Source organism: Mesorhizobium australafricanum (assembly GCF_033977265.1).
Classification (GTDB): domain Bacteria; phylum Pseudomonadota; class Alphaproteobacteria; order Rhizobiales; family Rhizobiaceae; genus Mesorhizobium; species Mesorhizobium australafricanum.
Window position 1 is genome coordinate 548,709 of sequence record NZ_JAVIIT010000001.1, and the last position, 11,321, is coordinate 560,029.

Sequence of the window (11,321 nt, forward strand, 5' to 3'; positions counted from 1 at the left end):
TTGAAAACTGTCGGGCCTTGACCCCGGCGTGGATGGAGAACGCTTATGCCTGCTGTGCAGGAGACGATCGATCGAGTTCGAAAGATCGACGTCGACCAGTATAAATACGGATTCCAGACAGAGATCGAGATGGACAAGGCCCCCAAGGGCCTGAGCGAGGACATCATTCGCTTCATCTCGGCCAAGAAGGATGAGCCGGACTGGATGCTGGAATGGCGTCTGGGGGCCTATCGCCGCTGGCTGACCTTGGAAGAGCCGACCTGGGCGCGCGTCCATTATCCGAAGATCAATTTCCAGGACATCCACTACTACGCCGCGCCGAAGAGCACGCCCGGTCCGAAGTCGCTGAGCGAAGTCGACCCCGAACTGCTCAAGGTCTATGAGAAGCTCGGCATCCCGCTCAAGGAGCAGGAGATCCTCGCCGGCGTGCAGAAGACCGAAGCTTCGGACGAGGAAGAGATCGGCGACAACGTCTACAAGTCCGGCCGCGTCGCGGTCGACGCCGTGTTCGATTCCGTCTCGGTGGTCACCACCTTCAAGAAGGAACTTGCGCAGGCGGGCGTCATCTTCTGCTCGATCTCGGAAGCGATCCGCGAGCATCCGGAGCTGGTCAAGAAGTATCTGGGTTCGGTCGTGCCGACCTCGGACAATTTCTACGCCACGCTCAACTCGGCCGTGTTCACCGACGGCTCGTTCGTCTTCGTGCCGAAGGGCGTGCGCTGCCCGATGGAGCTGTCGACCTATTTCCGCATCAACGAGAAGAACACCGGCCAGTTCGAGCGCACGCTGATCATCGCCGAAGAGGGGGCCTATGTCTCCTATCTCGAAGGCTGCACGGCGCCGCAGCGCGACGAGAACCAGTTGCATGCGGCGGTGGTCGAGCTGATCGCGCTCGACGATGCCGAGATCAAATATTCGACGGTGCAGAACTGGTATCCCGGCGACGCGCAGGGCAAGGGCGGCATCTACAATTTCGTCACCAAGCGCGGCGACTGCCGCGGCGACCGCTCGAAGATCTCGTGGACGCAGGTCGAGACCGGTTCGGCGATCACCTGGAAATATCCGAGCTGCATCCTGCGCGGCGACGATTCCTCGGGCGAGTTCTATTCGATCGCGGTGTCGAACGGCTACCAGCAGGTCGACAGCGGCACCAAGATGATCCATCTCGGCAAGAACACGTCGAGCCGCATCATCTCCAAGGGCATCGCCGCCGGCTTCTCGCAGAACACCTATCGCGGCCAGGTCTCGGCGCACCGCAAGGCGGCCAACGCGCGCAACTTCACCAATTGCGACTCTCTGCTGATCGGCGACCAGTGCGGCGCGCACACCGTGCCCTACATGGAAGCCAAGAACGCGACGGCGAAGTTCGAGCACGAGGCGACGACGTCGAAGATTTCCGAGGACCAGAAGTTCTACGTCATGCAGCGCGGCATTCCGGAAGAAGAGGCGATCGCGCTGATCGTCAACGGGTTCGTCAAGGACGTCATCCAGCAACTGCCGATGGAGTTCGCCGTCGAAGCGCAGAAGCTGATCGGCATCAGCCTTGAAGGGAGCGTGGGGTGAGTGACGAGGCTCTGATCGAGGCTTTTGGACCTGCCTTCCAAGAAGGACGAAGCGCTTCGCTTTCGCAAGCAGTGAGTTTCGAATCCGCACGTCATGAGCTGTTGGGTCGCAACGAAAGGATGGCCGTACTGCTCGAGGCTGCGGTTGCCGGCCACTCTTTCCGAGTAATCCGCAAGGATTATCCTATCGGCCTTGAGATAGCTCATGGGGATGAAATAGCACTATCTGCCAATCCGGGTGATGAGGAAGGTTATGTTGTCTTCTTGAACGACCTACCGCTGGCTCGCCAGGCCCTCTCCTCCGATGGGTTTATACACGGCTCACTAGCTGAAATTGTTCCGACGGTAGCGCGGTATCTAGGCGTGCTGTCTACGGGCGCTCGGATCAATCCTAACTATCATGCCAAGGGTGTGGAGGGGGGACTGATGTCCAGGGTCACCTCCCAGCGATGATGACGCCTACAAAGTGCAAGTTTGCCGTGAGGTCGACGGCCGCGCCTTGAGAAAATTGTATGAAAGAAACAAAGATGCTTGAGATCAAGAACCTCCACGCCCGCATCGTCGATGACGGCACCGAAATCATCCGCGGCCTGAACCTGACGGTGAAAGCCGGCGAGGTCGCCGCCATCATGGGGCCGAACGGCTCGGGGAAATCGACGCTGTCCTATATCCTTGCCGGCCGCGAGGACTATGAGGTCACCGAAGGCGACATCCTCTATAACGGCCAGTCGATCCTCGAGATGGATCCGGCCGAGCGCGCCACCGCCGGCATTTTCCTGGCTTTCCAGTATCCGATGGAGATACCGGGCGTGGCGACCATGGAATTCCTGAAGGTGGCGATGAACGAGCAGCGCAAGGCGCGCGGCGAGGAGCCGCTGAAGGTGCCGGAGTTCCTGAAGCGCGTGAAGGAAGCCGCCGCCTCGCTCAGCATGGACATGGCGATGCTGAAGCGGCCGCTCAATGTCGGCTTTTCCGGCGGCGAGAAGAAGCGCGCCGAGATCCTGCAGATGAAGCTGCTCGAGCCGAAGCTCTGCGTGCTCGACGAAACCGATTCCGGCCTCGACATCGACGCGCTGAAGATCGTCTCGGACGGCGTCAACGCGCTGCGCTCGCCCGACCGCGCCATCGTCGTCATCACCCACTACCAGCGCCTGCTCGAGCACATCGTGCCCGACTCGGTGCACGTGCTCTACAAGGGCCAGGTCATCAAGTCTGGCGACAAGTCGCTGGCGCTCGATCTCGAGGCCAACGGCTATGCCGGTGTGATTGGCGAAGCCGCGTGAGATGGGAGCAGTCGAGGCGAAAGTCATGAACATGCACGCACAGCCCCAGCGGACATTGGCCGAGACGGCGCTGATCGATGCGTTCGGCGAGCGGCTGTCGCTGCTGCCCGGCGATGGCGCGGTGATGGTCAAGCGCGACGACGCGATCGAAGCGATCAAGCACGGCCTGCCGACGCGCCGCGTCGAATCCTGGCATTATACCGACCTGCGACGGTTGCTGACCAAGGTGCCGGCTTTCGAAGCCGGCGCCGTCGCCAAGGCGCTTGCCCCGGTTCTTGAAGGCTCGGCGGTTCTGTCGGTGCTGAACGGCGTCTCCAACGCCAAGCTGCCGGAGATCGAAGACGTCACAGTGCAGCGCCTGTCGGAGAAGTTGACCGATGGCAGCGTCGCACCAGGGCTTGATCCTTACGGCGACGACGACGCGATCGGCGCGCTGAACACTGCTTTTGTCGCCGACGGCTATTTCGTCGATATCGCCGACGGCGCCGAGCTGGAAAAGCCGATCGAATTGCAGAACCTGCAGGCCGGCGGCCAGTCGCATGTGCGGCTGCTGGCGCGTGTGGGAGCCGGCGCCAAGGCGATCATCCTCGAGCGCCAGACGGGCGAAGGCGACGAGGCGCTCGTCTCTTCGGTCAGCCAGCTCGTGGTAGGCGACGGCGCCGAGGTGACCTGGCTGATCGTGCAGGAGCAGCCGGAGACAGTCACGCATCTCGCCCAGTTCAAGGCCCATATCGGCAAGGATGCCAAGCTGACGCTGTTCGTGATGAATGCCGGCGGCAAGCTCGTTCGCCAGGAGGTCGTCGTCAGGACGACGGGCGAGGGGGCCGATTTCAAATTGCGCGGCATCAATCTTCTGGCCGGCGACACGCATACCGACACCACCATGGTGCTCGACCATACCGTGCCGCACACGACCTCGACGGAAGTGATCCGCAATGTGGTGACCGGCAAGGCGCGCGGCGTCTTCCAGGGGCGCATCAACGTCCATCAATACGCGCAGAAGACCAACGCCAAGATGGCCTGCAACACGCTGCTCCTGTCGGATGACGGCGAGTTCTCGACCAAGCCGGAGCTGGAAATCTTCGCAGACGACGTCGTCTGCGGCCATGGCGCGACGGTCACCGAGATCGACCACAACCATCTGTTCTACCTGATGGCGCGCGGCATCGACGAGAAGACGGCGCGGGGTCTTCTGGTGAAGGCTTTCGTGGCCGAAGTGATCGAGGAACTGGACGACGAGGCGCTGGTCGAAGCGCTGGAAGCGCGGCTCGACGGCTGGTTTTCGACGCACGGGTAGGGCCTTGCCTTCTCCCCTTGTGGGAGAAGGTGGATCGGCGCGAAGCGCCGAGACGGATGAGGGGTGTTGGAAGGATCGCGGCCTTGGCCGGCAAGGACTTGGAAATGGACCAGAAGATCGAAACCACCCCCTATGATGTCGAGGCGATCCGCCGCGACTTTCCGATCCTGTCGCGCCAGGTCTATGGCAAGCCGCTGGTCTATCTCGACAATGGCGCCTCGGCGCAGAAGCCGCAGGTGGTGCTCGACACGATCCAGCACGCCTATTCCCAGGAATACGCCAACGTCCATCGTGGCCTGCATTTCCTGTCGAACGCCGCGACCGATGCCTATGAGAATGCGCGCAAGTCGGTGCAGCGGTTTCTCAACGCACCAAGCACCGACAATATCGTCTTCACCTCCAACACCACGTCGGCAATCAACACGGTCGCCTATGGCTGGGGCATGCCACGGATCGGCGAGGGCGACGAGATCGTGCTCTCGATCATGGAGCACCACTCCAACATCGTGCCTTGGCATTTCATCCGCGAGCGCCAGGGCGCCAAGCTCGTCTGGGTGCCGGTCGACGATCTCGGCGCCTTCCATATCGAGGAGTTCGAGAAGCGCCTGACCGACCGCACCAAGCTCGTTGCCATCACGCAGATGTCGAATGCTCTGGGCACGGTGACGCCGATCAAGGAGATCGTGCGCATCGCGCATTCGCGTGGAATTCCCGTATTGGTCGACGGCAGCCAGAGCGCCGTGCACATGCCGATCGACGTGCAGGATCTGGACTGCGATTTCTTCGTCTTCACCGGCCACAAGGTCTACGGCCCGTCGGGCATCGGCGTGCTCTACGGCAAGAAGGATAGGCTGGAAGAGATGCAGCCCTTCATGGGCGGCGGCGAGATGATCGAGGAGGTGACGGAGGACATCGTCACCTATAACGAGCCGCCGCACCGCTTCGAAGCCGGCACGCCGCCGATCGTGCAGGCGATCGGCCTGGGCGCGGCGCTCGACTACATGGAGAAAGTCGGCCGCGAGCGCATCGCAGCACACGAGGCGGACCTCAAGACTTACGCGCATGAGCGGCTGCGCGCGATCAACTCGCTGCGCATCTTCGGCGACGCGCCCGGCAAGGGCGCCATCATCTCGTTCGAATTGCAAGGTATCCATGCCCATGACGTGTCGATGGTGATCGACCGGCAAGGTGTGGCAGTGCGGGCCGGCACGCATTGCGCCCAGCCGCTGTTGAAACGCTTCGGCGTTACCTCCACATGCAGGGCATCGTTCGGCATGTACAATACAAGGGCCGAAGTCGACGCTTTGGCCGAGGCGCTGGAAAAGGCGCGAAAGTTCTTCGGGTGATGATTATGGACGATGTGAGCGCGACCGCAGACACTGCTCCAGAAACGGCAGGCCCGGAAACGGCTGGCAACGGCATCGTGTCGGCCTCGGCAATCCCCGCCGATGAGCTGGCGCGGCTGACCGACGACATCGTCTCGGCGCTGAAGACCGTCTACGACCCGGAAATCCCAGCCGACATCTACGAGCTCGGCTTGGTCTACAAGATCGATATCGAGGACGACCGCTCGGTCAAGATCGACATGACGCTGACCGCGCCGGGCTGTCCGGTGGCCGGCGAGATGCCGGGCTGGGTCGAGAACGCTGTCGGCGCCGTCGAGGGCGTTTCCGGTGTCGAGGTCAGCATGACCTTCGATCCGCCGTGGACACCCGACCGCATGTCGGAAGAGGCGCAGGTCGCGGTGGGGTGGTATTAGGATCGGCTTGAAAAGATTGGCTGACTTGCACCGTAGGTGAAACTTCACCATCTTAAGGGCAGACTCATTCCGCGGGCCTTGAACCCGCGCGAACGTGGAGAATGATATGGGACGCTTCGCCGTCATCACGATGACCGACAAGGCCGCCGACCGGGTGCGCGAGATCGTGGCTGCGCGCGACAGCGCGCATGGCATCCGCCTCGGCATCAAGAAGGGCGGCTGCGCCGGCATGGAATACACGGTCGACCTGGTGACGGAACCGAACCCCAAGGACGACCATATCGAGCGCGACGGCGCGCATGTCTATGTCGCGCCGGAAGCCGCGCTCTTCCTGTTCGGCACCGAGATGGATTTCGAGCAGACGAAGCTGCGCACCGGCTTCACCTTCAAGAACCCGAACCAGAGCTCGGCCTGCGGCTGCGGCGAATCGGTCGAGCTGAAGCCGGCCGACCTCAAGGCGCTTGCCGAGGCGCGCGCTTCGGCCTGACCCTTTCCTTCGCCCCGTTTTCGGGGAGAAGGTGGCCCGAAGGGCCGGATGAGGGGTAAGTGCGAAGTTTTGAGAGGCTGGCGCCGCCCCTCATCTGCCTGCCGGCATTTTCTCCCCGTAGAACGGGGAGAAGACAATCACTCCACCCACATCCCTGTACGCTTGTGCCAGTCGGCGATCGATTCCTCGGGATAGATTTCGAACACCTTGTCTTGTCTGCCGATGACCGGCTCGACCCAGCTCGCCTTGTATTTCAGCATCAGATGCACCTTGTCCGGCGGCTTCGGCAGGTCGCTGTCGATGGCTGAAGCGAAGGGATGCACGAGGTCCGGCCAGGTCGGGTCGTAGAGCCAGAGTGCCGAGCCGCATTTCCTGCAGAAATTGCGCTCGCCGGTCGAGACCTCGCAATGCGGATGCTCGTCGTCCTCGATCTCGGCCCGATAGACGCCGAGATTGCGTTTGCCCAGGATCTTCATCGTCTCGTAGTCAGCGCCGAGATTGATCGCAAACCCGCCGCCGCCCTGCTGCTTGCGGCAGATCGAGCAGTAGCAGAGCATGAACGGCACCGGCGTGTGGCTTTCCACATCGAAGCGGACGGCGCCGCAGCGGCAGGAGCCTTTGAGCAGGACAGGCATGGCGGGAACTCCGTTTCCACGTCTCAACCTGTCAGCATGCTTTTGGTTGCGGCGATGACAAGGCCCATGCCGGATGAGATGATCGCGGCATGGATAATGCGCGCCTCGAAGAACTGTTCGAAAGCCTGGGGCCGATCGGCATTCGCAAACTGTTCGGCGGCAAGGGCATCTATTGCGACGGCGTCATCGTCGCGGTCGTCGTGCGCGGCGAACTGATGCTGAAAGCGGATGAGGCGAGCATCCCCGACTTCGAAGCTGCCGGCTGCAGCCAGTGGACCTATACCGGCACGCGGCATGGCAAGGATGTGGCGATGCCCTATTGGAGTGTGCCCGACGAGGCCTTCGATGATCCCGATGAGATGGCGACGTGGGCGCGGCGGGCTTATGAGGCTGGGCGAAGGGCGGGGAAGTAATTTGACCTGCTGTTTAACGCTACGAAGGGTACGTCGAGGCCGCCCCCTCATCCGGCCGCTTCGCGGCCACCTTCTCCCCGTCGGGGAGAAGAGGCTGGCGCCGGCGCCGGCAAGCTCCTCTCCCCTCGGGGAGAGGTCGGATTGCCCCGAATTGCTCTTCGCAACTCGGCCTTGGCAATCCGGGTGAGGGGGCTTTCGCAGCGTGCCCTACAGCGCCTTGGCGATCTCCGCCGCCAGCCGCGCGTTGTTTTCGACCAGCGCGATATTGGTCTTCAAGCTGCGGCCGCCGGTGAGCTCCAGGATTTTCGACAGCAGGAAGGGCGTTACCGCCTTGCCGGTGACATTCTGCGCCCCGGCCGCTTTCTGCGCGGCCTGGATATAGCCGTCCATTTCGACAGCCGGGATCTCGTCATTCGCCGGCACCGGATTGGCGATCAGGATGCCGCCACCGAGACCCAGCGCCTGCCGCGTCCGGTAGAAATGCGCGATGTCCTCCGCCGCATGCAGCGTCAGCGGCACGCGGAAGGGCGATTGCCGCGACCAGAAGGCGGGCATTGTCTCGCAGCCATGGCCGATGACCGGCACGCCGCGCGTCTCCAGCACTTCCAGCGTCTTTTCGATGTCGAGGATCGCCTTGGCGCCAGCCGAGACGACGATGACCGGCGTGCGCGCCAGCTCGTCGAGATCGGCCGAGATGTCGAAGCTCTTCTCGGCGCCCTTGTGGACGCCGCCGATGCCGCCGGTGGCGAAGACCTTGATGCCGGCCATATGCGCGGCGATCATGGTCGCCGCAACGGTGGTGCCGCCGGTGCGCGCCTGCGCGACCGCAAAGCCGATATCGGCGCGCGACAGCTTCATGGCGTCGCCGGTCATGGCAAGCGATTCGCGCTCGCCGTCGGAGAGCCCGATCTTGATGCGGCCGTCGACCACGGCGATCGTCGCCGGAACCGCGCCGCCGTCGATGATGATCTGCTCGACCTTGGCCGCCATCGCGCCATTTTCGGGATAGGGCATGCCGTGGGTGATGATGGTGCTCTCCAGCGCCACCACCGGCCGGCCGGCGGCAAGCGCCTCCGCTACAGGCTGGTGGATGTCGATGAAGGGGCGGGCGGTCTCGGGTGACATGGCTGTCTCCGGTCAGGAGGAAGTGGATGCTTGGTGGCCCTATGCCACCTCCCGCGCCTCCGGCACAAGGGCAAGCGCCTGCGTGAAGTTGGCGCTCGTGAAGGACGGCACGGCCTCGGCGCTCTCGATGGCGAGCATCGCCGCGGCAAGGCCCTCACGCAGTGCGGTACGCAGCGGCAGTCCACGCAGCAAGGCGGCGACCGTTGCGCCGGTCAAGGCATCGCCGGCGCCGGTCACGTCGGCGACCTTGCGCGGCGCGGGCGGGTCGATCTGGAAGATGCCGGTGTCATCGAAGCCCAGCACCGGAGCACTGCCGGCCGTCACGACGCCGGCGTTCAGGCCGGCCTGCCTGAGTTGGCGGACAAGGGTTTGCCCGGAAGGCTCGACGCCGACCAGCGCGGCAGCTTCGCGGCGGTTCATGAAAAGCAGCGACAGATCGGCGAGCAGCGGCGCCAGGCGAACGACCTTGGCCGGCGAGACCGCGATGGCGAACACCGGCCGGTCGCCGGCAAGCGCCAGCAGCCGTTCCAGCGCCGCCGTCGGCAGGTTGGCGTCGCACAGGACGGCGTCGGCGGCGGCGATCGCCTCGCGCACCTTGGCGCGGCGGATCTGCTTGGGGAAAGCAAGATCATAGAGCGCCATGTCGGCCAGCCCGACGATCAATTCGCCGTCGCCGTCGATCAGCGCCGTATAGCTGGGCGTCGTGCGGTCGAGGAACACGACCGAGAGGTCCGTTATTCCGGCGCCGTCGATCGCCGAGGCGACCGTGTCGGCGGCCGCGTCGCCGCCGCGCACCGAAATCAGCGAGGCCGACACGCCGCGCTTCACCACGCTGCGCAGCGCATTGAAAACGACGCCGCCGACATCCTCGCGCATGATGCCAGGATTGGAGGCGGCGGGCACATACGTGCCCGAGACCTGGCCGCGCCGGTCGATATGCGCGCCGCCCAGCGCCAGGATTGTCGGGGATGTCGGCATGTGGTGACCTTGGTTGATCGTGCGGCTGCGCACACTAGGTTTCCTCTGGTCGCCTCGCAATCGGGTCGCGATTCGGACGGTCGGACGGCGAAGTCTCTTTTGAACCAGTGCTTCTGGTGGATACTAGTCCTGGTGAGACAAAAATAGAACAGACCGAGATATTGATTGTTTTTCAGGTATTTATTGCCCCTTGCCAAATGAGAACAAAAAAGGTACAAAACAGGCAGGGATCACGGATTGTCCGGCCTTCATTGACGACCAAGGGGTGATGTATCATGGCTCAGAATTCTTTGCGGCTTGTAGAGGATAAGGCAGTGGACAAATCAAAGGCTCTGGATGCGGCGCTGTCGCAGATCGAGCGCGCTTTCGGCAAGGGCTCGATCATGCGGCTCGGCGCCAATGAGCAGGTGGTCGAGATCGAAACCGTGCCGACGGGATCGCTCGGCCTCGACATCGCGCTCGGCGTCGGCGGCCTGCCGCGCGGCCGCATCATCGAAATCTACGGGCCGGAAAGCTCGGGCAAGACGACGCTGGCGCTGCACACGGTTGCGGAAGCGCAGAAAAAGGGCGGCATCTGCGCCTTCGTCGATGCCGAGCATGCACTCGATCCGGTCTATGCCCGCAAGCTTGGGGTCGATCTCGAGAACCTTTTGATCTCGCAGCCCGACACCGGCGAGCAGGCACTGGAGATCTGCGACACGCTGGTGCGCTCCGGTGCCATCGACGTGCTGGTGGTCGATTCGGTGGCAGCACTTACGCCGCGCGCCGAAATCGAAGGCGAGATGGGCGATTCGCTGCCTGGCCTGCAGGCTCGCCTGATGAGCCAGGCGCTGCGCAAGCTGACCGCCTCGATCTCGCGCTCCAACACCATGGTCATCTTCATCAACCAGATCCGCATGAAGATCGGCGTCATGTTCGGTTCGCCCGAAACCACCACTGGCGGCAACGCGCTGAAATTCTATGCCTCGGTGCGCCTTGACATCCGCCGCATCGGCTCGGTCAAGGACCGCGACGAGGTCGTCGGCAACCAGACCCGCGTCAAGGTGGTGAAGAACAAGCTCGCCCCGCCCTTCAAGGTGGTTGAATTCGACATCATGTATGGCGAGGGCGTGTCGAAGACCGGCGAGCTGATCGATCTCGGCGTCAAGGCCGGTGTCATCGAGAAGTCGGGCGCCTGGTTCTCCTATAACTCGCAGCGCCTCGGCCAGGGCCGCGAGAACGCCAAGCTGTTCTTGCGCGACAATCCCGACATGGCGCGAGAAGTCGAGTTGGCGCTGCGTCAGAACGCCGGGCTGATCGCCGAGAAATTCCTCGAGAACGGCGGCTCCGAAGGTGGCGATGACGGTTTTGAGGACGAAGCCGGCGCTGTGTAGGGCCGGTTGGTTCCAGGAGGGTTGCGCCATGGTTCCTGTCCGGAATCGAGCCAAGGCAATTAGTCGGCTTGGCCGGAGTTCGGCCATAATCCTGGTTTATCGTCTTATGCTTATGTAATTGAGTTCTTGAGTATTGCGTACCAAAACCGCCGGCCTCCGTGCCGGCGGTTTTGCGTTTTGGGGGCGGCGCTGAGCTGCCGCTCGTCGGCTGATCGGCCCAAAGCGCGTCACGCTGCAATGAATCCAGGTGATGCGCTTTGCGTCTTTTGTTTATGCATGTCGTTTTCCCAAAACCGCTTGCGCACTTTTGGGCGAGATGCCTGTTTCCGTGTTTCTGGACAGGGCCAAGAGCTACGGCTAAAAGGCCCATCTATCTTCTGAAACACGAAAGCCCATCAGCCGCCGGCAG

At 62.9% G+C, this 11,321-nt stretch carries 12 protein-coding genes; 9 read left to right on the forward strand and 3 right to left on the reverse strand.

The annotated features are described in order from the left end of the window. Positions 1-45: 45 nt before the first annotated feature. The 7 genes from sufB to sufA all read left to right on the forward strand — a co-directional run bounded on the left by sufB (position 46) and on the right by sufA (position 6,388). The gene (gene sufB, locus RFM98_RS02660) at positions 46-1,563 is read left to right on the forward strand and encodes a Fe-S cluster assembly protein SufB (RefSeq protein WP_320307377.1); all 1,518 of its coding nucleotides are present in this window, start codon (positions 46-48) and stop codon (positions 1,561-1,563) included. Beyond that, entirely contained in the window at positions 1,560-2,015 is a 456-nt protein-coding gene (locus RFM98_RS02665; RefSeq protein WP_320307378.1) for a hypothetical protein, read from the forward strand. Before sufB ends, RFM98_RS02665 begins: the two co-directional genes overlap by 4 nt. Positions 2,016-2,089: 74 nt before the next feature. Beyond that, a complete protein-coding gene (gene sufC / locus RFM98_RS02670; RefSeq protein WP_320307542.1) occupies positions 2,090-2,845 on the forward strand; it encodes a Fe-S cluster assembly ATPase SufC in 756 nt (251 codons plus the stop codon). Positions 2,846-2,870: 25 nt separating this feature from the next. Next, a complete protein-coding gene (gene sufD, locus RFM98_RS02675; protein ID WP_320307379.1) occupies positions 2,871-4,142 on the forward strand; it encodes a Fe-S cluster assembly protein SufD in 1,272 nt (423 codons plus the stop codon). Positions 4,143-4,246: 104 nt separating this feature from the next. Further along, positions 4,247-5,488 (forward strand): cysteine desulfurase, encoded by a 1,242-nt coding sequence (locus tag RFM98_RS02680; RefSeq protein WP_320307380.1) that lies wholly within the window; start codon positions 4,247-4,249, stop codon positions 5,486-5,488. Positions 5,489-5,493: 5 nt separating this feature from the next. Further along, positions 5,494-5,901, forward strand: a complete 408-nt coding sequence (locus RFM98_RS02685) for an SUF system Fe-S cluster assembly protein (RefSeq protein WP_320307381.1) — start codon at positions 5,494-5,496, stop codon at positions 5,899-5,901. Between the two features lie 106 nt (positions 5,902-6,007). Continuing rightward, positions 6,008-6,388 carry a Fe-S cluster assembly scaffold SufA gene (sufA, locus tag RFM98_RS02690; protein WP_320307382.1) on the forward strand — a complete coding sequence of 127 codons (381 nt, stop codon included), beginning with the start codon at positions 6,008-6,010 and terminating at the stop codon, positions 6,386-6,388. 137 nt (positions 6,389-6,525) lie between these two features. On the opposite strand, the gene RFM98_RS02695 is transcribed toward sufA, so the two are convergent. Next, positions 6,526-7,023: a GFA family protein gene (locus tag RFM98_RS02695; protein WP_320307383.1), complete on the reverse strand. Its 498-nt coding sequence runs from the start codon at positions 7,021-7,023 to the stop codon at positions 6,526-6,528. 89 nt (positions 7,024-7,112) lie between these two features. On the opposite strand from RFM98_RS02695, the gene RFM98_RS02700 reads away from it, so the two are divergent. Continuing rightward, positions 7,113-7,436, forward strand: a complete 324-nt coding sequence (locus RFM98_RS02700; RefSeq protein WP_320307384.1) for a TfoX/Sxy family protein — start codon at positions 7,113-7,115, stop codon at positions 7,434-7,436. A gap of 207 nt (positions 7,437-7,643) precedes the next feature. Here the strand turns inward: RFM98_RS02700 and RFM98_RS02705 are convergent, their stop codons facing one another. Together RFM98_RS02705 and RFM98_RS02710 are read right to left on the reverse strand one after the other, a co-directional pair. Continuing rightward, positions 7,644-8,561 (reverse strand): pseudouridine-5'-phosphate glycosidase, encoded by a 918-nt coding sequence (locus tag RFM98_RS02705; RefSeq protein ID WP_320307385.1) that lies wholly within the window; start codon positions 8,559-8,561, stop codon positions 7,644-7,646. Between the two features lie 39 nt (positions 8,562-8,600). Further along, entirely contained in the window at positions 8,601-9,539 is a 939-nt protein-coding gene (locus tag RFM98_RS02710; RefSeq protein ID WP_320307386.1) for a carbohydrate kinase family protein, read from the reverse strand. Positions 9,540-9,814: 275 nt separating this feature from the next. On the opposite strand from RFM98_RS02710, the gene recA reads away from it, so the two are divergent. Next, entirely contained in the window at positions 9,815-10,912 is a 1,098-nt protein-coding gene (gene recA, locus RFM98_RS02715; RefSeq protein WP_320213585.1) for a recombinase RecA, read from the forward strand. Positions 10,913-11,321: the final 409 nt, after the last annotated feature.

What these genes read in the sequence shown, in the direction of transcription:
- sufB (WP_320307377.1), top strand. Translation starts at nt 46, where the DNA reads ATGCCTGCTGTGCAGGAGACGATCGATCGAGTTCGAAAGATCGACGTC.
- sufC (WP_320307542.1), top strand. Translation starts at nt 2,090, where the DNA reads ATGCTTGAGATCAAGAACCTCCACGCCCGCATCGTCGATGACGGCACC.
- sufD (WP_320307379.1), top strand. Translation starts at nt 2,871, where the DNA reads ATGAACATGCACGCACAGCCCCAGCGGACATTGGCCGAGACGGCGCTG.
- RFM98_RS02680 (WP_320307380.1), top strand. Translation starts at nt 4,247, where the DNA reads ATGGACCAGAAGATCGAAACCACCCCCTATGATGTCGAGGCGATCCGC.
- RFM98_RS02685 (WP_320307381.1), top strand. Translation starts at nt 5,494, where the DNA reads ATGGACGATGTGAGCGCGACCGCAGACACTGCTCCAGAAACGGCAGGC.
- sufA (WP_320307382.1), top strand. Translation starts at nt 6,008, where the DNA reads ATGGGACGCTTCGCCGTCATCACGATGACCGACAAGGCCGCCGACCGG.
- RFM98_RS02695 (WP_320307383.1), bottom strand. Translation starts at nt 7,023, where the DNA reads ATGCCTGTCCTGCTCAAAGGCTCCTGCCGCTGCGGCGCCGTCCGCTTC.
- RFM98_RS02700 (WP_320307384.1), top strand. Translation starts at nt 7,113, where the DNA reads ATGGATAATGCGCGCCTCGAAGAACTGTTCGAAAGCCTGGGGCCGATC.
- RFM98_RS02705 (WP_320307385.1), bottom strand. Translation starts at nt 8,561, where the DNA reads ATGTCACCCGAGACCGCCCGCCCCTTCATCGACATCCACCAGCCTGTA.
- RFM98_RS02710 (WP_320307386.1), bottom strand. Translation starts at nt 9,539, where the DNA reads ATGCCGACATCCCCGACAATCCTGGCGCTGGGCGGCGCGCATATCGAC.
- recA (WP_320213585.1), top strand. Translation starts at nt 9,815, where the DNA reads ATGGCTCAGAATTCTTTGCGGCTTGTAGAGGATAAGGCAGTGGACAAA.